At 73.0% G+C, this 20,794-nt stretch carries 15 protein-coding genes; 9 read left to right on the forward strand and 6 right to left on the reverse strand.

Annotation, left to right across the window (positions count from 1 at the left end; all coding sequences use genetic code 11):
* Positions 1–31 precede the first annotated feature (31 nt).
* Positions 32–817 carry an adenosylcobinamide-GDP ribazoletransferase gene (locus tag ACIQGV_RS24980; protein WP_402497587.1) on the forward strand — a complete coding sequence of 262 codons (786 nt, stop codon included), beginning with the start codon at positions 32–34 and terminating at the stop codon, positions 815–817.
* A 221-nt stretch (positions 818–1,038) separates the two neighbouring features.
* Here ACIQGV_RS24980 and ACIQGV_RS24985 read toward each other — a convergent pair whose 3' ends face one another.
* The 5 genes from ACIQGV_RS24985 to ACIQGV_RS25005 all read right to left on the reverse strand — a co-directional run bounded on the left by ACIQGV_RS24985 (position 1,039) and on the right by ACIQGV_RS25005 (position 7,630).
* Complete coding sequence (locus tag ACIQGV_RS24985) at positions 1,039–1,833, reverse strand: endo alpha-1,4 polygalactosaminidase (protein WP_402497589.1); 795 nt, start codon at positions 1,831–1,833, stop codon at positions 1,039–1,041.
* Positions 1,830–2,480, reverse strand: coding sequence for a spherulation-specific family 4 protein (locus tag ACIQGV_RS24990; protein WP_402497591.1), 651 nt, complete (start codon positions 2,478–2,480; stop codon positions 1,830–1,832). Before ACIQGV_RS24990 ends, ACIQGV_RS24985 begins: the two co-directional genes overlap by 4 nt.
* Positions 2,477–3,958 (reverse strand): hypothetical protein, encoded by a 1,482-nt coding sequence (locus tag ACIQGV_RS24995; protein ID WP_402497594.1) that lies wholly within the window; start codon positions 3,956–3,958, stop codon positions 2,477–2,479. Before ACIQGV_RS24995 ends, ACIQGV_RS24990 begins: the two co-directional genes overlap by 4 nt.
* The gene (pelF, locus tag ACIQGV_RS25000) at positions 3,955–5,475 is read right to left on the reverse strand and encodes a GT4 family glycosyltransferase PelF (RefSeq protein ID WP_402497596.1); all 1,521 of its coding nucleotides are present in this window, start codon (positions 5,473–5,475) and stop codon (positions 3,955–3,957) included. Before pelF ends, ACIQGV_RS24995 begins: the two co-directional genes overlap by 4 nt.
* A 118-nt stretch (positions 5,476–5,593) precedes the next feature.
* Positions 5,594–7,630, reverse strand: coding sequence for a hypothetical protein (locus ACIQGV_RS25005; RefSeq protein ID WP_402497599.1), 2,037 nt, complete (start codon positions 7,628–7,630; stop codon positions 5,594–5,596).
* A gap of 342 nt (positions 7,631–7,972) precedes the next feature.
* On the opposite strand from ACIQGV_RS25005, the gene ACIQGV_RS25010 reads away from it, so the two are divergent.
* The 7 genes from ACIQGV_RS25010 (at position 7,973) to ACIQGV_RS25040 (ending at position 18,545) form a co-directional block, all read left to right on the forward strand.
* Positions 7,973–9,499, forward strand: a complete 1,527-nt coding sequence (locus ACIQGV_RS25010; protein ID WP_402497601.1) for a leucyl aminopeptidase — start codon at positions 7,973–7,975, stop codon at positions 9,497–9,499.
* 334 nt (positions 9,500–9,833) lie between these two features.
* Entirely contained in the window at positions 9,834–11,222 is a 1,389-nt protein-coding gene (gene lpdA, locus ACIQGV_RS25015; protein ID WP_402497603.1) for a dihydrolipoyl dehydrogenase, read from the forward strand.
* 68 nt (positions 11,223–11,290) lie between these two features.
* A complete protein-coding gene (gene sucB, locus ACIQGV_RS25020) occupies positions 11,291–13,066 on the forward strand; it encodes a 2-oxoglutarate dehydrogenase, E2 component, dihydrolipoamide succinyltransferase (protein ID WP_402497605.1) in 1,776 nt (591 codons plus the stop codon).
* Between the two features lie 255 nt (positions 13,067–13,321).
* Positions 13,322–13,951: a GntR family transcriptional regulator gene (locus ACIQGV_RS25025; protein WP_402497607.1), complete on the forward strand. Its 630-nt coding sequence runs from the start codon at positions 13,322–13,324 to the stop codon at positions 13,949–13,951.
* Positions 13,952–14,212: 261 nt separating this feature from the next.
* Entirely contained in the window at positions 14,213–16,918 is a 2,706-nt protein-coding gene (gene aceE / locus ACIQGV_RS25030) for a pyruvate dehydrogenase (acetyl-transferring), homodimeric type (protein ID WP_402497609.1), read from the forward strand.
* Between the two features lie 65 nt (positions 16,919–16,983).
* The gene (locus tag ACIQGV_RS25035) at positions 16,984–17,970 is read left to right on the forward strand and encodes a helix-turn-helix transcriptional regulator (protein ID WP_402497611.1); all 987 of its coding nucleotides are present in this window, start codon (positions 16,984–16,986) and stop codon (positions 17,968–17,970) included.
* Positions 17,971–18,023: 53 nt separating this feature from the next.
* Positions 18,024–18,545 (forward strand): DUF4240 domain-containing protein, encoded by a 522-nt coding sequence (locus tag ACIQGV_RS25040; protein WP_402497645.1) that lies wholly within the window; start codon positions 18,024–18,026, stop codon positions 18,543–18,545.
* Here the strand turns inward: ACIQGV_RS25040 and ACIQGV_RS25045 are convergent.
* Positions 18,535–19,293, reverse strand: a complete 759-nt coding sequence (locus ACIQGV_RS25045; protein WP_402497647.1) for a peptidoglycan recognition protein — start codon at positions 19,291–19,293, stop codon at positions 18,535–18,537. The genes ACIQGV_RS25040 and ACIQGV_RS25045 overlap by 11 nt on opposite strands.
* Positions 19,294–19,519: 226 nt before the next feature.
* Between ACIQGV_RS25045 and ACIQGV_RS25050 the strand changes: the two genes are divergently transcribed.
* A complete protein-coding gene (locus ACIQGV_RS25050; protein ID WP_402497613.1) occupies positions 19,520–20,704 on the forward strand; it encodes a MarP family serine protease in 1,185 nt (394 codons plus the stop codon).
* Positions 20,705–20,794: the final 90 nt, after the last annotated feature.

A 20,794-nucleotide genomic window follows, 5' to 3' on the forward strand; every position in this document is an offset into this window, starting at 1 on the left:
GCCGGACCGGGCCGTCGCGTAGCCTTCCGCCGTGCCTTCGATACCCTCCTCGCCCGGCCTCCGCTTCGCCTTCGGCACGCTGTCCGTGCTGCCCGTGCGGGTGACGCGCTGGGACCGGGGGGCGGCCCGGGGCGGAATGCTGTGCGCTCCGCTCGTGGGGGTGGTGCTGGGATCGGCCGCCGGGGCCGCCGGACTGGTGCTGCTGGTGCTCGGGGCGGGGCCGCTGCTCGCCGCCGTCGCCTCCGTGGCGGTGCCCGCGGCGCTGACCCGGGGACTGCACCTGGACGGGATCGCCGACACCGCCGACGGGCTCGGCAGCGGGAGACCTGCCGAGGACGCGCTGCGGATCATGAAGCAGTCGGACATCGGGCCGTTCGGCGTGATCACGCTGCTGTTCGTGCTGCTCGCGCAGGTCGCGGCGGTGGCCGAGGTGTTCGGCGGGTCGGGGGCGCGGGGGGCGTTCGCCGTCGTCGTCTCCGCGGTGACGGCGCGGCTCGCGCTGACGTCGGCCGCACGCACGGGGGTGCCCGCGGCGCGGCCGGAGGGGCTGGGGGCCGCGGTCGCGGAGGTGGTCCCGGTACGGGCCGCCTACGGCGTCTGCGCGGGGGCCTCGCTGCTGGCGGGCGTCGTCGGAGGACTCGTCCTCGGGCCGGCGGACGGGGTGCGCACGGGTGCGGCGGTGCTGCTGGGGCTCGCCGCGGCCGAGGGGCTCCTGCGGCGCTGCGTGCGGCGGTTCGGCGGGGTGACCGGGGATGTGTTCGGGGGGCTCGCGGAGACGGCCGCGACGGTTTCGCTGGTGGTGCTCGCGCTCGGCTGACGAGGTGCGGCTCGGCGTCCTGTGCCGGGTGCGGCACCGTCGTGGCCTGTCGCGCAGTTCCCCGCGCCCCTCGAAGCGCGGCGCCGTCGTGGCCTGTCGCGCAGTTCCCCGCGCCCCTCGAAGCGCGGCCACCCGCGCGGCGGAGCCACCTGGCCCTTCGTGTCGTGCGGCGAGCGTGCGTGCCGGGCGTCGCGACGCCGCGGAGATCCGTCAGAAGGGCCCTAGGGGCACGGCTTGCGCCAGGTTCCCAGTTCGTATTTCTTCAGCATCGAGCTCAGGCCCAGTTCGCGGGCCTGAGGGCAGAAGCGTGCGGTCGGCAGTTCGTACTCCACGTGGAAGACCGCCTTGTCCGCCTCGACGAAGGGCGTGAGCGTGTCGCACTCGCCGTACTGGGCGCACTGCTCGTTGACCGCGAAGTCGAACTCCCCCACCAGCTGCGGGATCTGGTCCAGGTCGTTCTTCAGGCCGACCGCGAGGCCCCGGTCGTGGGCGAGACGGGCGATCAGCCGGTTGTAGCGGAGCTGGTCGGCCGCGGTGAGGGGGAAGCCGGTGTCGTTGGCGTAGCCGTCCATGTTGTCCGGCTCGACGGCGTCGAAGCCCTTCTGCCGGCACAGGTCCATCCGCGCCGCCATGAGGGGCTCCAGGACGTCGGTGCGGCGGATGTCGAGCCAGCGTTCGCCGTCCCAGCCGTTGCCGCGGCCCAGCAGGGCCTTCGGGAAGTCGCCGGCGTCCGGGCGCCAGTCCTCCCAGGCGCCGGTGGACAGGTAGCAGATGACCTTGCGGCCGTCGTCGTGCAGGCCTGCGACCGTGCCGGCGTCGTGGTCGAAGCCGTCGATGTCGTACACCGGTACGTCGACGGAGGTGTCGAGACGGCCGCTGAGCTGCCACTGCCAGGCCGTGCCGGGGCGTGGCTGCCAGCGCTTCCCGGGGGAGGGCTTCCCCTCGGGGTCGTCGGGGGCGGAGGTGCAGGCCGCCAGCAGGAGCAGCAGGACCACGAGAAGGAGGGGGCGTCTCATCGGGCGGGCTCCAGGGCGGTCGGCAACGTACCCCAAGGATGATCCCCCGTGCCGGGCACCGCGCAGTGCAGGTCGGCGCCCCGGGCCCGGACCTCGGCGGCTGGATCGGCATCCGCGGGGACGCCGTGCACCAGGTGGCACACCCGGGTCCCGGCCCCGTAGGGGAGCGCGGGCGGCGAGGCGAGGTAGGTCTCCCAGGTGCCCTCGAAGGTGACCAGCACGTCGGCGATCCTGGCGTACGCCGGATCGGGCGGGGTCCCGTGGTTGAGGACGACGGTGGAGCAGCCGGCGGCCCAGGCGGCGGAGGCCAGGCGGCGGTAGTACGGCAGCCGGTCGGGGCCCGAGGCCGCCTGGTCCAGGAAGGCGCCGTCGATGTCGTACCAGGCACGGTGGCGGGCCAGGTCGCGGACGACGTCCGCGTGCGGACGGCGGCCGTAGTCGGTGTCGGCGTAGCCGAGGACGCGGGCGCCGCCCGCCGCCCGCAGCCGGGCCGCGGTCTCGGCGAAGGCCGGGTCCGGGCCCTCGCCGGGGCCGCTGGCCGGGTTGAGGACGACGCCGTACAGGCCGGGCGCGGCGGCGAGGACCGCGGCCCATTCGACGGGGCGGACGCCGGGGTGTTCGTAGTACGGGACGAGCAGGGTGTTCATCGGTGGGCCGTCGCCCTTCCCAGCAGGACGCAGGCGAGGGCCGTCTGGGCCGCCGCCGCGACGCCGTACACCACCGGGCCCGTCCAGCGCGGGTCCCCGGTGTGGGTGAGCAGGAGCAGGGTCTGGGCGAGCGCCGCGGCGCAGGACACCGAGGCGGCGCCGGCTATCGCGCCGAAGGACTGGAGCAGCAGCCCCGTCCACACCACCACCCCGAGCAGCAGCAGCCCGGTGAGGCGGGGCCCGTCGAGGTCCGGGGAGTGCGGCCACACGGCGGCGGTGGACAGCGCGAGCGCGAGCAGGACGGCGAGGTAGCCGGCCAGGCAGCGGGTGACCGTGAGGGTGGTGGCCCGGCGGAAGGCGCTCGCGGTGCCGGTGGAGCGCAGCCCGGCGAGGCTGCCGCTGCGGAAGCGGTGCAGCAGCCATTCGGCGGGGCCCATGCTGAGGGTGAGCGCGACCGCCGCGGGGGCCGCGACCGCCCCGGCCGTCCCGTCGGCGAGCACGTCCCCGAGGGCGGCGTACAGCACGAGCACCCCGCTGCCGAGGCCGAACACGGCGTACGGGACGGAGGCCGGCAGCCGGGGGCCCGGGGCCGGCCGCGCAGCGCGTACGGCCCCGGGCCCCTTCAGGGCGCCCGGGGCGGGCGCCGCTTCACGCAGGGCGAGGGCGGCGAGGACGGCGACGGCGGCGAGGGAGCCGAGCAGCAGCGCGTACCGGACCGGTGCCGGGAGCGCCGTCAGGGGTGTGACGGCGGCACCCGCGGCCATCGGCAGCAGCGCGTACAGCAGGGGCCGTTCGCGGCCGGTCACCAGCAGGACGGTGGCCGCGCCCAGGTAGCAGGACTGCCCGGCGGCGAAGGCGAGGGCTCCCGGACCGGCGGCGCCCGAGACGGCGAGGGCGCACAGCGCGCCGAGCAGGGCGCCGGCGGGTGCGCCGAGGAGCAGACAGCGCAGGGCGGCCGCGCGGTCGCCGAGGCCCAGCCAGGAGTAGGCGCGGTGGGACAGGCCCTGGTTCCAGGTCCAGCCGACGAGGGCGCCCGCGAGCAGCGGGACCGTTCCCGCCGGGAGACCGGGCCCGTCCCGGGGGCCCGCGAGGAGCGGCGCGCCGAGGACGTAGGCGAGGCCGGGCAGGGCGAAGACGACGCCGCGGACCAGGCAGCCGAGCAGGCCGGCCCGCCAGGGGTCGTGGGCGGGGCCCTCGGGTTCGGGGTGGCGGCGCTCGACGCGGTCGTAGAGCTCCTCGGCGAGCGCGAAGGAGCTCTTCACCCCGTACGTCTCGCGTATCCGGTCGTCGGACATGCCGTCGGACTCCAGCAGGGCGGCGATCTCGTCCGGGTGGACGGCCGCGGCGACGAAGTCCTCCAGGCGGTCGGCGAGTTCGTCGACGGGGTCGGGGGCGGCCCAGCTCGGTGTGCGCCGGCGCGGGACCGACGGCATGACGTCGGCGCGCGCGCCCGGCGGCAGCCAGACGCTTCCGCTCACCGGTCCGCCCCTTCCGTCGCGACGGCCGCGTACCAGGGGTCGCGCAGTTCCAGGGTCCAGTCGGTGACCGTCTCGACGGTCGGCTCGTAGACCTCGGGGAGGCCCGCGAGTTCCTGGTAGATCGTGCGGAAGTGCTCCACGCAGCGGCGCAGTGTGAACCGGTCGATGACCCGCTGCCGGGACAACTCGGCCAGCCTGAGCCGCCGTTCGTCGTCCTTGAGCAGGGTGAGCGCGGCGGCGGCCATCTTCTCCGGCTCGCGCGGCGGCACGACGAGCCCGGTGTCGCCGACGGCCTCGCGGACCCCGCCGACGTCGGTGGAGACGGTCGTACGACCGCAGGACATGGCCTCGATGATGGAGAACGGGAAGCCTTCGGAGATCGACGACAGCATGACGACATGGCCGGCCGCGTAGGCACGCCGTACCTCGCTGATGCGGCCCTCGAAGGTGAGACCGTCGGTGACGCCGAGTTCGGCGGCGAGCTTCTCCAGCCGGGTGCCGTACGCCTCGCCGCCGGGCGGGACCGGGCCGAACAGGCGCAGCCGGGTCTCGGGGAGCTCGGCGCGGACCATGGCGTAGGCGCGGATCAGGGTCTCCAGGTCCTTGATCGGGTCGACGCGGCCGCACCAGGTGAGGGTGGGCACGTCGGGTTCGGGCCCGGCGTGCGGGAAGGCGGCGGGGTCGACGCCGTTGTAGACCGTGCGGATGCGGCCGGGGTCGGCGCCTCCGCGCTCCTCCCAGCGGCGGTTGTACTGGTTGCACGGTGTGATCAGGTCGGCGGACCGGTAGCCGTACGAGTTGAGCTCGCGGTAGAAGGCGAGCATGAACGCCTTCACGGGCCAGCGCTGGGCGTCCTTGCGGTAGCCGAGGTAGCGCTCGCGCAGGTAGATGCCGTGCTCGGTGAGCAGAAACGGTACGCCTTCCAGTGCGCGGGCGGCGAGCGCCGGCAGGGTGGCCAGACCGCTGCTGACGGCGTGCGCGACGGAGTCCTCGGGGATCCGGGTGCCGAGCGGACGCAGGGCGTGCTCCAGCAGGTCGGTGGCGGTGAGCGCGTCGTGCACGGTGGGCCGGGCGGCCGCGGTCGGCAGATGAGGCATGGTCCAGATCCACATCAGCGAGCGCAGCGCGGACTCGGTGCGCAGCGCCGCCGACAGCCGGCCGTCGCGGGCGAGCAGCGCCAGCTCGGTCAGCGCCTCTCCGAAGTCGCAGCCGGACTGCGGGTCCAGGAAGGACAGCAGCAGCCGCTCGTAGGCGTCGGTGAAGCGGCGGCGGGCCCTGCCGTACGGGGCGCGGGCGCGGCCCGGGCGGGGTCCCCAGGTGGGGACGGTGGCATGGCCGCGGACGTTGGGCGGCAGCTCCCAGGTGACGGGCTCCCGGCCGCTGCCGGTGATCGAGACGAGGTGGAAGTCCACCTCCGGCATGCCTTTGACGAGCTGGTCGCACCAGGTGCTGACGCCGCCGTGGACATGCGGATAGGTGCCTTCGGTGAGCATGGTGACGTGACGGCCTGAGCGCATCGCTGCGTGACCCCCCTGCTGGTTCGGAAATGCGTGCGGGGAACTGCCGCCCGTCGCCCGGCCGCGGGCCATGACGGGCTGGTCGTGCAGTTCCCCGCGCCCCTCGGGGCACCTGGCTTCAGGGCAGTTTCAGAGTGACTGCCGACCGGAGCGGCTCCGGCACGGTCCAGGCCGAGCGCCGGCCCGCGTACGGGGTGCCGAACGCGCTGGTGCCGAGCAGGAGTTGCTTGCGCGTTCCCTCGGGGACGGTCACCGGGACCTGCACACCGGAGGGCGCCGTGACGGTGACCGTCCTGCCGACCCGGTAGGCGGTGACCCGGCCCTGGGCGAGTGCGGACTCCCAGGCCGCGCGGCGCTTGAACTCGGTGCCGACGGCGCTCTGGCGGAGGTTCTCCAGCGGGGCGCTGTCGGCGAACAGGGCCCGGTAGTCGGCCAGCACCCTGTCCATGACCGGGTACAGGATCCGGTCCTCGGCCAGGTTGGACTGGTGGGCGTAGTGCGGGCGCGGGTCGTTGGAGATCACGTGCCCGAGGGCGGTACGGGCCTCCTGCGGGACGATGTGCGCGTCGTAGCCGGTGGCGGGGTCCAGCGGCGCGGGCAGGCAGGTGGAGGTGGGGTTGTTCTCGCAGATGCCGCTGCCGCCGTCGGCCGCGGAGGTGTAGATCCAGTTGTACTCGTCGGCCATCTCGGCCTCGGTGCCCGCGTTGTAGTACACGTTCATCGGGTGCCGCGGCACGGTCGACGCGGCGCCGACGGCCCGCTGGGCGGGCTCGCGGGAGTTGTCCGAGGCGATCCACTTCACCCCGTTGTCGGCGAGGGCGCCCGCCAGGCCGGGGTTGTCGGAGGGCTGCTGCGGCAGCGTCCTCAGTCCGGAGTGCTCGCCGGTGACCAGCTCGGTGCGGTCCACGGGCAGGCCCTTGCGCGAGGCCCAGTCGTTGTTGTCGCGGATCTGCGCGGAGATCTCGGAGCGGCTCATGTACCTCGTCGAGCCGTCGGCGTTCTTCGCGCAGGTCCACGGCACGGTCGAGGTGTCCTGCACACAGCCCAGGAAGGGGTGCGTGTAGGTGTGGTTGATCCAGCGGTACTGCGCCTTGTCGGCGAGCAGCCGGGCGGCGAGCGCGTCGGTGCCGCCGTGCTCGGCCTTCCACTCCTCGCCCGAGCCCGCGTTGTAGACCATGTCCATGGTGAAACCGCGCTCGCGCTGCCACTGGGCGGCGTAGGCGGCGTCCTCGGCGGTCATGCGGATCGACCCGGCGTCCCCGGCGTCGCCGCCGCCGGCGCAGTCGATGTCGCCGGGCGTGCAGTTGCGCTCGCTGTCCCAGCGGGCGTCGGGGGCGAAGACGTCGTCCACGTGCACGGCGAAGTAGTTGCGGTCCCGGCCCAGATGGATGCCGTCGGTCAGCCACTCGACGATGCCGCGGGCCAGCAGCCGGAACTGGCGCTGGTGCTGGTTGTAGGCGAAGGTGACGACCAGTTCGCGGCGCCCGTCGTGGGTGTACTCGCCGACCAGGCTGCCGCGGCCGGTGCCGCCGGGCACGGCGATGTCGACGTAGGACGTGAAGCCTTCGCGCGGGCGGGCGGCGTAGCCGTAGCTCTCCTGGACGCCCGGGTCGTTGTCCTCGAAGGCGAAGGCGCCGTCCAGGTAGCCGAAGAGGCCCGCCCGGCCCGCGGCGGTGACCGATGCCTCCGTGCCGTCGAGGGGGCCGGCCCAGCCGCCCTCGGTGGTGTAATCGAGGCCGACCCCGGGATGCGCCCAGGTGTAGGCGTCGACCTGCGGGATGCCGTACGTCCGCTCGTAGTTCTCCAGCGCGGTCTGCTCCGCGGAGCCCGCGCCGAAGGGTGCCTCGTACGGCAGGACGACGCCCTGGAACTTCGCACGGGGCGTGCCGCCCGCGGTGTCGCTGAGGAAGGCGGCGTCCACGGTCGGCCGGCCCGGGTCCGTCAGGTCGACGGTGGTGTACGGGATGCCCGTGCTCCTCAGCTGTGCGGCGATCGCGCCGACCGCGCCGTCGCCGTTGTCGACGACCAGCACCCTCAGGTCGATGCGCGGTGCCGTGGCGGCCGACGCCTGCGGTGCCCCCACCCCCAGGGACAGCAGGCCGGCCGCCGTCAGAGCCGCGGCCGCGTTTCTCCAGATGTGCGCGCTCTGCGCCATTGATGGTCCTCCCCCCAGAAGATCCCCCGTTGCTCATTACACGGAGGATCATGGGAAATCATTCAAAGCGGCACGCCCGGCACTGGTACGAACGCGACGAGTGTGGCTCAAGTCACCAGGTGTGAGGATCGGGAAACAACCACGACGCCACCCGCCGGTGAACGTACGGAGGAATGAGCGAACGCTCGGCACGCGCGTAGTCTCGTCCCAGGCATGCGCCGCACGGTGAGGGCCCCGGTGGGGAGCACAGACTCACCCCGGTTCTAGGGTCGGCTGTCGGGCCCGGCCGACCCACACCGTTCGGCCACAGCAACTTCACATCGGAAGCGAGATTTCACCACCGTGACTGCTCTCACTCTCAGCACGTCCGCGGCACCCAATCTGAGGGCCGACGCGATCGTGATCGGTGTCGCCAAGGGCGCCAAGGGCCCTGTCGTGGCCCCGGGCGCCGAGGCCGTGGACAAGGCGTACGACGGCAAGCTCGCCGGCGTCCTGGAGACCCTCGGCGCCTCCGGTGCCGAGGGCGAGGTGACCAAGGTGCCGGCCCCGGCCGGCTTCAAGGCCCCGCTCGTCGTGGCGGTCGGCCTGGGCGCCGCGCCGGAGAAGGACGCCGACTACGGCACCGAGGCGCTGCGCCGCGCCGCCGGTGCGGCCGCCCGCGCCCTCGCCGGCACCAAGAAGGCCGGCTTCGCCCTGCCGCTCGCCGACTCCGGCGACGCGGGCGCGATCGCGGAGGGCGCGCTGCTCGGCGCGTACTCCTTCGACGCCTACAAGGGCAACGGCAAGGACGCCCGGGCCAAGAACGGCAAGGGACCGCTGGCGGAGATCGCCCTGCTGGGCGGCAAGGCCCGCGACAAGGCCCACAAGGCCGCCGTCGAGCGCGCCACGGCCGTCGCCGCGGAGCTGAACCGTGCCCGTGACCTGATCAACACCCCGCCGAACGACCTGGACCCGGAGGCGTTCGCCGCCGTCGCGCAGGCGGCCGGCAAGGAGCACGGCATCAAGGTGCAGGTGCTCGACGAGAAGGCGCTCGCCAAGGGCGGCTACGGCGGCATCCTCGGCGTCGGCGCCGGCTCGGCGTCGGCCCCGCGCCTGGTCAAGCTGTCCTACACCTCCTCCAAGGCGAAGAAGCACCTGGCCCTGGTCGGCAAGGGCATCACCTACGACTCGGGCGGCATCTCGCTGAAGCCGGCCGGTCACAACGAGACCATGAAGTGCGACATGAGCGGTGCCGCCGCCGTGTTCGCCGCCGTGGTCGCGGTCGCCCGGCTCGGCCTGGAGGTGAACGTCACCGCGTGGCTGGCCCTGGCCGAGAACATGCCCTCCGGTTCCGCCACCCGCCCGGGTGACGTGCTGCGCATGTACAGCGGCAAGACGGTCGAGGTGCTCAACACCGACGCCGAGGGCCGGCTGGTGCTGGCCGACGCCCTGTGGGCGGCCTCGCAGGAGAAGCCGGACGCGATCGTGGACGTGGCCACGCTGACCGGGGCCATGGTGCTGGCGCTGGGCAACCGCACCTTCGGTGTCATGGCCAACGACGACGCGTTCCGCTCGGCCGTCGTGGAGGCCGCGGAGGAGGTCGGCGAGGAGTCGTGGCCGATGCCGCTGCCGGAGCACCTGCGCAAGGGGATGGACTCGCCGGTCGCGGACATCGCGAACATGGGCGAGCGGATGGGCGGCGGCCTGGTCGCCGGTCTGTTCCTCCAGGAGTTCGTGGGTGAGGGGATCACCTGGGCGCACCTGGACATCGCGGGACCGGCCTTCAACGAGAGCGGGCCGTTCGGCTACACCCCGAAGGGCGGCACCGGGTCCTCGGTGCGGACGCTGGTCCGGCTGGCCGAGCTGACGGCCGCGGGCGACCTGGGCTGAGACCCGTTCGACGGGACCTCGTTTGCGGGTAGAGCGGGGTCCCGTCCTCTTTCCCTCTTTCTCCCCTTTTCCTCTTCTCCCCTTTCCCCGGAGCCTGCCGCTCACCGGCGGGCGGGGTGATGTGCGGTGGTTCGCGCGGTTCTCCGCGCCCCCGGGTGACCCGACGTGCTGCGTCTCACACAGCAGCCCGGCGTCTCGTTCGGTTCGGACAAGTGCGAAGATGGGGCACGGCAGGACAGGGCCCCCACCTAAGGGCCGAAGAACGAGCGGCCGGACACCAGCCGCCGACCGGTCACTGGAGACCGGCGTGGCGCACATGCATGGAGGACGTGACGTGGCGAACGACGCCAGCACCGTTTTCGACCTAGTGATCCTCGGCGGTGGCAGCGGTGGTTACGCCGCGGCCCTGCGCGGGGCGCAGCTGGGCCTGGACGTCGCCCTGATCGAGAAGGACAAGGTCGGCGGTACCTGCCTGCACCGGGGTTGCATCCCCACCAAGGCCCTGCTGCACGCGGGCGAGGTCGCCGACCAGGCTCGCGAGAGCGCCCAGTTCGGTGTCAAGGCCACCTTCGAGGGCATCGACATCGCGGGTGTGCACAAGTACAAGGACGATGTCATCTCGGGCCTGTACAAGGGTCTGCAGGGCCTCGTCGCCTCCCGCAAGGTGACCTACATCGAGGGCGAGGGCCGGCTGTCCTCCCCCACCTCCGTGGACGTGAACGGTCAGCGCGTCCAGGGCCGCCACGTCCTGCTGGCGACCGGCTCCGTGCCGAAGTCGCTGCCGGGCCTGGAGATCGACGGCAACCGCATCATCTCCTCCGACCACGCCCTCGTCCTGGACCGCGTGCCGCAGTCCGCGATCATCCTGGGCGGCGGTGTCATCGGCGTCGAGTTCGCCTCGGCGTGGAAGTCCTTCGGCTCCGACGTGACCGTCATCGAGGGCCTGAAGCACCTCGTCCCGGTCGAGGACGAGAACTCCTCCAAGCTCCTGGAGCGCGCGTTCCGCAAGCGCGGCATCAAGTTCAACCTGGGCACCTTCTTCTCGAAGGCCGAGTACACCCAGAACGGTGTCAAGGTCACCCTCGCCGACGGCAAGGAGTTCGAGGCCGAGGTCCTGCTGGTCGCCGTCGGCCGCGGCCCCGTCTCGCAGGGCCTGGGCTACGAGGAGCAGGGTGTCGCGATGGAGCGCGGCTACGTCCTGGTCGACGAGTACATGCGCACCAACGTCCCGACGATCTCGGCCGTCGGTGACCTGGTCCCGACCCTCCAGCTCGCGCACGTCGGCTTCGCCGAGGGCATCCTGGTGGCGGAGCGTCTGGCCGGTCTGAAGACCGTCCCGATCGACTACGACGGTGTCCCGCGGGTGACGTACTGCCACCCGGAGGTCGCCTCCGTGGGCATCACCGAGGCCAAGGCCAAGGAGATCTACGGCGCGGACAAGGTCGTCGCTCTGAAGTACAGCCTCGCGGGCAACGGCAAGAGCAAGATCCTGAAGACCGCGGGCGAGATCAAGCTCGTCCAGGTCAAGGACGGTGCCGTCGTCGGCGTCCACATGGTCGGCGACCGTATGGGCGAGCAGGTCGGCGAGGCCCAGCTGATCTACAACTGGGAGGCGCTGCCGGCCGAGGTCGCCCAGCTCATCCACGCCCACCCGACGCAGAACGAGGCGCTCGGCGAGGCCCACCTGGCGCTGGCGGGCAAGCCGCTGCACGCGCACGACTGACCGTCCCCTCGGGCGAAACACGTCGCGACGACACAGACTTCCGCAATTCGTAAGGAGCAACAGAAACCATGCCGGTTTCCGTAACCCTTCCGGCGCTCGGCGAGAGCGTCACCGAGGGCACCGTCACCCGCTGGCTGAAGGCCGAGGGTGAGCGCGTCGAGGCCGACGAGCCGCTGCTGGAGGTGTCGACCGACAAGGTCGACACCGAGATCCCGGCCCCGGCCTCCGGTGTCCTCGCCTCCATCAAGGTCGCCGAGGACGAGACCGTCGAGGTGGGCGCCGAGCTGGCGATCATCGACGACGGCACGGGCGCCCCGGCCGCGGCTCCGGCGCCCGCCGCCGAGCAGGTGGCCCCGCCGGCCCCCGAGCCCGCCCCGGCCGCCCAGCCCTCCACCGAGCAGGCCGCCCCGGCTCCGGCGCCCACCGCCGAGGCCACCGCCGGCGCCGGCTCCGCCCAGGGCACGGACGTGGTCCTGCCCGCGCTCGGCGAGTCCGTCACCGAGGGCACCGTCACCCGCTGGCTGAAGTCGGTCGGCGACTCGGTCGAGGCCGACGAGCCGCTGCTGGAGGTGTCGACCGACAAGGTCGACACCGAGATCCCGGCCCCGGTCTCCGGCGTGCTGCTGGAGATCACGGTCGGCGAGGACGAGACCGCCGAGGTCGGCGCCAAGCTCGCCGTCATCGGCGCCCCGGGTGCCGCCCCGGCCGCCGCCCCGGCCCCGGCCGCCCCGGCCCCCGCCCCCGCCGCCCAGACCCCGGCCGCCCCCGCGGCTCCGGCCCCGGCCCCGGCCCCCGCCGCTCCGGCCGCGCCCGCCGCCCCGGCTCCGGCCCCGGTGGCTCCGGCCGCTCCGGCTCCCGCCCCGGCCCCGGCCCCGGCTCCGACCCCGGTCACCCCGGCCCCGGCCGCCCAGGCCACCGACGAGGGCGCCTACGTCACCCCGCTGGTGCGCAAGCTCGCCGCCGAGAACGGTGTCGACCTGGGCTCCGTCAAGGGCACCGGCGTCGGCGGCCGTATCCGCAAGCAGGACGTCCTCGCCGCCGCCGAGGCCGCGAAGGCGCCCGCCGCCGCTCCCGCCGCCGCTCCGGCCGCCGCCCGCAAGGCCCCGGCGCTGGAGGTCTCCCCCCTCCGCGGCCAGACCGTCAAGATGCCGCGCATCCGCAAGGTCATCGGCGACAACATGGTCAAGGCGCTGCACGAGCAGGCCCAGCTGTCGTCGGTCGTCGAGGTCGACGTCACCCGCCTGATGAAGCTGCGCGGCCAGGCGAAGGACTCCTTCGCCGCGCGTGAGGGCGTCAAGCTCTCCCCGATGCCGTTCTTCGTGAAGGCGGCGGCCCAGGCGCTGAAGGCCCACCCGGTCATCAACGCCAAGATCAACGAGGCCGAGGGGACCATCACCTACTTCGACTCCGAGAACGTCGGTATCGCGGTGGACTCCGAGAAGGGCCTGATGACCCCGGTCATCAAGCACGCGGGCGACCTCAACATCGCCGGCATCGCCAAGGCCACGGCGGAGCTCGCGGGCAAGGTCCGCGCCAACAAGATCACGCCCGACGAGCTGTCCGGCGCGACCTTCACCATCTCCAACACCGGTTCGCGCGGTGCGCTCTTCGACACGATCATCGTGCCGCCGGGCCAGGTCGCGATCCTCGGCATCGGCGCGACGGTCAAGCGTCCCGCCGTGATCGAGACGGAGGAGGGCACGGTCATCGGCGTCCGCGACATGACGTACCTGACCCTGTCCTACGACCACCGCCTCGTGGACGGCGCCGACGCCGCCCGCTACCTGACGGCCGTCAAGGCCATCCTGGAGGCCGGCGAGTTCGAGGTCGAGCTGGGCCTGTAAGGGCGACGCCCGAAGGCCGGAACCGAATGCCCCCATCCCGGAGACACGGGTGGGGGCATTCGTCCGTCCTCCCGGGGGCGGGGAACCGGGCGAGACGGCCCAAGGCGGCCCGCCGGCCGCGGCACGACGGTGCACAGCGTGGCCGGTGCGCGGTGTAAGTCTCGTCTCACCTGCGGAGAAGCACCCGCGTGAGCATCCCCCGAAGCGCGTCCCAGCTCTATTGTCTAAAGGTCAGCCGCGCCCTAAGGAGCCCTCATGACCGCCCCCGTCATCCACTCGCTGCGCGAACAGATCCGCGAGCACATCCTGGAGGGGATCATCAGCGGGCGCTGGCAGCCGGGCGAGCGGATCGTGGAGCGGCGCATCGCCACCGAGCTGGAGGTCAGCCAGACCCCGGTGCGCGAGGCCCTGCGCGAGCTGGAGTCGCTGCGCCTGATCGAGTCGGCCCCCAACAAGGGTGTCCGGGTCCGCAACCTCACCGCGGCCGACCTGGAGGAGAGCTATCCCGTGCGGGCCGGCCTGGAGGCCATCGCGGCCGAGCTGGCGGCCGACCGCCTCGCCCAGGACTGCTCGGCCCTGGAGTCGCACGTCACGGCCCTCTACGAGGCCGACAGCAAGGCGGACGGCACCGCCCAGGTGCGTCACACGGTCGGCTTCCACCGCGAGCTGGTGCGCGCCGCGGGCAACTCCGTGCTGCTGCACACCTGGGAGGGCCTCGGCATCGAGGTGTTCACGGCGCTGTCCATCCGCTGGCTGGGCACCGTGCAGCAGTCGTACGCCGAGGAGCACCACGAGCTGGTGGAGGCGTTCCGGCGCCGCGACCCGCGGATCGCGGATCTGGTGAAGGCCCATGTGCTGGGCTGCGCACCCCGCCACGAGACCTGAGCGGCCCCTCGCTCAAACGTGCTCCCACCTGGGGGAATCCTTCGAAAACCAGGCACCCGGTGTCTCCGTCCGAGGCACCGCGTGCCTACTTTCTTGTGATCAAGAGGTTTTCGTCCCGAACCCTTTGATCGATCATCGATCAGGGGGTTAAAGTCGCCGACGGGCTCGCACCCGAGCCTCAGCCCTGTCCTGCCAAAGACCAAGGGCACCCCCGAACCCTTACCGATGAGGGAACCCCCTTCGACTGAGGAAGGCGGCGACATGACCGACCCCAACGCCATCCAGCCCAGCGAGCTCGACCAGCTCCCCGACCGTGACCCGGAGGAGACCGCCGAATGGCGGGCCTCCCTGGACGCCGTCGCGCAGGCTGCGGGCCCGCACCGCGCGGCGTACCTGATGCGCCGCACGCTGGAGAGCGCCGAGGGCGCCGGTGTGGTACTGCCGAAGCTCCTCGAGACCGACTACGTCAACACCATCCCGACCGCCGCCGAGCCGGCCGTCCCCGGTGACGAGGCCATGGAGGCCCGGATCACCGCGTGGAACCGCTGGAACGCGGCCGCCATGGTGACCCGCGGCAGCAAGTACGGCGTCGGCGGCCACATCGCCACCTTCGCCTCCGCCGCGTGGCTGTACGAGACCGGCTTCAACCACTTCTTCAAGGGCAAGGAGGGCGACGGCTCGGGCGACCAGCTCTACATCCAGGGCCACGCCTCCCCCGGCATCTACGCCCGCGCCTTCCTCGACGGGCGGCTGACCGAGACGCACCTGGACAACTTCCGCCAGGAGTCCGGCGGCAACGGCCTGCCCTCCTACCCGCACCCGCGCCGCCTGCCGTGGCTGTGGGAGTTCCCGACGGTGTCCATGGGCCTCGGCCCGCTGTCGGCCATCTACCAGGCCCGCTTCAACCGCTACCTCACCAACCGCGGCATCAAGGACCTCTCGTCCTCGCACGTGTGGGCGTTCCTCGGCGACGGCGAGATGGACGAGCCGGAGTCGACGGCGGCCCTCGCCCTGGCCGCGCGTGAGGAGCTGGACAACCTCACCTTCGTCATCAACTGCAACCTCCAGCGCCTCGACGGCCCGGTCCGCGCGAACTTCAAGATCGTGCAGGAGCTGGAGGCCCAGTTCCGCGGCGCCGGCTGGAACGTCGTGAAGACGCTGTGGGGCACCGCCTGGGACGAGCTGTTCGCGCTCGACACCACCGGCGCGCTCGTACGCCGGCTGCGCCAGGTACCGGACGCGCAGGTCCAGACGTACCAGACCCGTGACGCCGCCTACATCCGCGAGAACTTCTTCGGGTCCGACCCGGCGCTCGTGGAGATGGCGAAGCTGCTGAGCGACGACAAGATCCTGGAGTGCTTCCGCCTCTCGCGCGGCGGCCACGAGGCCCGCAAGGTCTACGCCGCGTACCGGGCGGCCCTGTCGCACAAGGGCGCGCCGACCGTGATCCTCGCCCAGACGGTCAAGGGCCACACCCTCGGTGAGGGCTTCGCGTCGAAGAACGCCAACCACCAGATGAAGAAGCTGTCGGTGGACGAGTTCAAGGTCATGCGTGACCTGCTCGACCTGCCGATCAAGGACAGCGACTTCACCGACGGCCAGGTCCCCTACGGTCACCCGGGCGCCGGCTCCGCCGAGGTCCGCTACCTCCAGGAGCGCCGCGCCGCCCTCGGCGGTCCGGCCCCGGCCCGCCGCGTCCACCCCGTCGCGCCGCTGCCCGCGCCCGCCGAGAAGGCGTTCGCCTCCTTCGACAAGGGCTCCGGCTCGCAGAACGTGGCCACCACCATGGCCTTCGTCCGCCTCGTCAAGGACCTGGTCCGCGACAAGGAGACCGGGAAGCGCTGGGTGCCGATCGTCCCCGACGAGGCGCGCACCTTCGGCATGGAGTCGCTGTTCCCGTCGCTCGGCATCTACTCGCCAAAGGGCCAGACGTACGAGCCGGTCGACCGCGACCAGCTGATGTACTACAAGGAGGCCAAGAACGGCCAGATCCTCAACGAGGGGATCACCGAGGCCGGTTCGATGGCCGACTTCATCGCCGCTTCCACCGCGTACTCCACGCACGGCGAGGCGATGATCCCGTTCTACATCTTCTACTCGATGTTCGGCTGGCAGCGCACGGCCGACCAGATGTGGCAGCTCGGCGACCAGCTCGGCCGCGGCTTCCTGGTCGGCGCCACCGCCGGCCGGACCACGCTGACCGGTGAGGGCCTCCAGCACGCCGACGGCCACTCCCCCGTCATCGCGGCGACGAACCCGGCGGCGCTGACGTACGACCCGGCGTTCGCCTACGAGGTCGCGGCGATCGTCAAGGAGGGTCTGCGCCGGATGTACGGCGAGGCCGCGCCGGGCGAGGACCAGGACGTCTTCTACTACCTGACCGTCTACAACGAGCCGATGCCGCAGCCGGCCAAGCCGTCCGTGCCCGGCATCGACGAGGGCATCGTCAAGGGCCTGTACCGCTTCAACACGGCGGAGACGGCCGGCCTGGACGTGGCCGCGGCGAACGCCCCGCGCATCCAGCTGCTGGGCTCCGGCACGGCGATCCACTGGGCGCTGAAGGCGCAGAAGCTGCTCGCCGAGGAGTGGGGCGTGGCCGCCGACGTGTGGTCCGCGACCTCCTGGACGGAGCTGCGGCGCGACGCGCTGGAGGCCGACGCGGCCCTGCTGCGCGGCGAGGAGCGGGTGCCGTTCGTCCGCCAGGCGCTCCAGGGTGCCGAGGGCCCGGTGCTGGCGGTGTCGGACTACATGCGCCAGGTCCCGGACCAGATCGCGCAGTGGGTCGAGCAGGACTGGTCCTCGCTCGGTGCCGACGGCTTCGGTCTGTCCGACACCCGTGACGCGGCCCGCCGCCACTTCGGTGTCGACGCCGAGTCGATCGTGGTCGCGGCGCTCGCCCAGCTCGCCCGGCGCGGCGAGGTGAAGGCGACCGCGGTGAAGGAAGCGCGGGCGAAGTACGGCCTGTAGGCCCACGGGCAGGTCACGCGGGGAGGCCCCTCACTTCGGTGGGGGGCCTCCTGCATGATGGGCTCATGCGCGCGGCCCGGCTGATCAAGATGGTGCTCCTCCTCCAGTCCCGGCCGTCGATGACCGCGGCCGAGCTGGCGCGGGAGCTGGAGGTGTCGGAGCGGACCGTCACCCGGGACGCGCAGGCGCTGTCGGAGGCGGGCGTGCCGGTGTACGCCGACCGGGGCCGGGCCGGCGGGTACCGGCTGATCGGCGGGTACCGGACACGGCTGACGGGACTGGCGCGCGGCGAGGCGGAGGCGCTGTTCCTGTCGGGGGTGCCGGGGGCGCTGCGGGAGATGGGGCTGGAGGACGCGGCCTCCGCGGCCCGGCTGAAGGTGTCCGCGGCGCTGCTGCCGTCCCTGCGCGACGCCTCCCGTACGGCGGCGCAGCGGTTCCATCTGGACGCGCCGGGCTGGTTCAGCGAGCCGGAGACGCCCGCGCTGCTGCCGGCGGTCGCCGGGGCGGTGTGGGACGACCGGCCGGTCACCGCGCGCTACCGGCGCGGGGACGCCGAGGTGGAGCGGGTGCTGGAGCCGTACGGGCTCGTGCTGAAGGCGGGGCTCTGGTACCTGTGCGCGCGGGTGGTCGCCGAGGAGGGGGGCGGGTCCTTCCGGACGTACCGGATCGACCGGTTCACGGAGGTCGAGCCGTCCGGGGAACGGTTCTGCCGGGACGAGGAGTTCGATCTGCCCGGGTTCTGGGCGGAGCAGGCCGAGCGGTTCGCGCGGTCGATCCTGCGGGCCGAGGTGGTGCTGCGGCTGTCGGCGCGGGGTCTGCGGATGCTGCCGCACGCCGTCGACCCGCCGGCCGCACGGGACGCCCTGGCGGCGGCGCGCGCGGCCGACGCGCAGGGGCGGGTCGTGCTGACGCTGCGGGTGGAGTCGGAGGACGTGGCCCACACCCAGCTCACCGCGCTCGGGCCCGAGGCGGAGGTGCTGGCCCCGGCGTCGCTGCGGGCCCGGTTCGCGCGGGACGCCCGCCGGCTGGCGGAGCTGTACCGCGAGCCGTGAACCTGCGCTTTCCGCGTGCGTCGCCCCGGTGGAGGCAGGATGCTGGACCCGTGATGGACGAGACGGAGTTCTGGGAGCTGGTGGACACCACCCGCGAGTCCGCCGAGGGTGATCCCGAGGACCAGGCCGATCTGCTGGTGGAGCGGCTGACCGGGATGGACCCCGAGTCCGTGCTCGACTTCGCCCGGCACTTCGAGGCCCGCTACAACCGCGCCTACCGCTGGGATCTGTGGGGCGCGGCCTGGGTGCTGCTCGACGGGGCCAGCGACGACGCCTTCGACTTCTTCCGCTGCTGGCTCATCGGGCAGGGCAGGGAGGTGTTCGAGGGGGCGCTGCACGATCCGGACGCGCTCGCCGAGCTCCTGCGGGAGGACTTCGACGAGGAGATCGACGGCGACGGCGAGGAGCTCGGCTACGCCGCGGACGAGGCGTACGAGCAGCTCACCGGCACCGTGGCCCCCGACCTCGGCATCCCGTCCGCGGCGGCCGAGCCCGAGGGCGCCCCGCTGAACCTGGAGAGCGAGCAGGAGCTGTCGGCCCGCTACCCGCGTCTGTGGGACCGCTTCAAGGAGTGAGCCGGCCCTGGAGGCGGGCGGCGAGCTGCCGGATCTGCGGGAGCAGGGCCTTGAGGGCGGCGCCGGGGCAGCTGGTCATGAAGGCGTCGGTGTGCCCGGCGAGGGCGGGCAGGGTGACGGAGGTGCCCGCGCTGAAGCGGCTGCGGCTGTTGCTGGAGACCAGCCGCACCGTCGCCCGGGGGTCGGTGTCCGACAGGCCCAGTTTCCAGGCGGCCAGCGCGGCGATCGCGTCGGTCATCACGCGCGGCACCTCGGCGCCCGCGGTGAAGGTGCCGATGGCGGCGATGCCCGCGGTGCGGTGGTTGAAGCCCTGGGTGTGGGCTCCGGTGACGGCGCGCTCGATGCCGCCGGCCCGGCCCTCGTAGATCACGCCGCAGCGGTCGACGAGGAAGTTGTAGCCGATGTCGTCCCAGTCCCGGGCGCCGGTCTGCCCCGCGTACAGGTAGCGGATGATGCGGGGCGTCTCCGTGCAGTCGTAGGCGTTGGGCGAGTCGGTGTGGTGCACGAAGACCGCCAGCACGCGGTCGTCGTAGCGCGGCGGCGGGGGGTGGTCCGGGGCGCCGTCCCCGGTCAGCCAGACCGAGCGGGGCACGATGGACGGCCGGGGTGCGGTGTGGACGCCGGGGACGGGGCGCACGGCGACGGGGCGGGCCACGGGCCGCTCGACCCCGCCGGCGCACAGCACCAGCACGACGGCGGCCGCCACGCCGGGCAGACAGCCGAGGGCCACCAGGGCCGGTCCTGGTATCCGCACGGCGCGACAGTGGCGTACGGCCACCGCGGTCCTTCGCCGGACCGCTCGCAAGGCACACATGATCCCACTCTCGGGCCGCCGCGTTCCGCCCGCGATGTGTGCTGTGCCACCCGGTGGAACCATCGTCCCGGTCCGGGACGTTTTCCGGGGTACACGCACGAAGGGCTGATCACTGGGCCCGTCCCCCACGTACCAAGGGGTCCGAGAGAAAGGCGGCTCCGTGGACCTGCTCGACATCCTTCTGCTGCTGGCGATCCTGGTCTATGCCGGCGCCGGGTACCGGCGCGGCCTGGTGGCCGGCTGTGTCTCGCTCGCGGGGTTCGTGGGCGGTGCGGTGGTCGGTGTGTGGGTGCTGCCCTGGGTGATGGAGCTGGTGACGCCGGGGACGACGGCGGCCACGGTGACGGCGGTGTGCACGGTGCTGCTGCCCGCGGTGGTGGGGCACGAGCTGGCGGGCCGGCTGGCCCTGCGGCTGCGGCGGGAGCTGGACCGGGGGCCGCTCAGAGTGGCGGACGGCATCGGCGGCGCGGTGGCGAACTCGGTGGCCGTGCTGATCGTGGCGTGGGTGGCGGCGAGCGTGCTGGCGGCGTCCTCCTCGCCCCTGCTGACCGGGGCGATCCGTGACTCACGGCTGCTGGGGACGGTGCAGGAGGCGATGCCCGACACCACCCCGTCGTGGTTCTCGCGGGCCACGGCGGCGCTGACCGAGGCGGGCTTCCCGCAGGTGTTCAACCCGTTCGAGAACGAGTCGACGGCCGAGGTGGCGCAGCCCTCCGGCGACAACGTCACGCCGGCGGCGACGGCGGCCGCCCGGCGCAGCACCGTCAAGATCGAGGGTGCCGTGGGCACCCAGGGCCGCGAGGGCAGCGGGTTCGTGTACGCGCCGGAGCATGTGATGACCAACGCCCATGTGGTGGCCGGCATCGACGAGCCGGAGGTGCGGGTCGGCGGGGTCGGGGAGCCGTACGAGGCGCGGGTGGTGCTGTTCGACGCGGACAAGGACGTGGCCGTGCTGTACGTGCCGGGGCTGCGCGCGCCGGTGCTGCGGTTCGACGACGAGGCCGGGCGAGGGGACGCGGCCGTGGTGGCGGGCTATCCGCAGGACGGCGGCCTCGACCTCCAGGCGGCCACGGTCGCGAGCAGGCTGCACGCGACCGGGCAGAACATCTACAGCGACGAGGCGGTCACCCGGGAGATCTACTCGATCCGCTCCACGGTCCGGCCCGGCAACTCCGGCGGCCCGCTGCTGACCACGGAGGGCCGGGTGTTCGGCGTGGTCTTCGCCCGCTCCACGTCGGACGCCGAGACGGGCTACGTCCTGACGGCGGCCGAGGTCGCCCCGGAGGCGAGGCGCGCGGCGGACGCGACGGCACGCGTGGACACGGGCGAGCTGATCACGTCCTAGGTGTATTGACCCGCAGGGTTGTTGACACGGCTGATCGGGGGCTTGCCTCCGAGTGCGGTGTGGCTGCGGTGGTGGTTGTAGGTGTGCAGG

Source organism: Streptomyces sp. NPDC093094, from assembly GCF_044754345.1.
Taxonomy (GTDB): Bacteria; Actinomycetota; Actinomycetes; order Streptomycetales; family Streptomycetaceae; genus Streptomyces.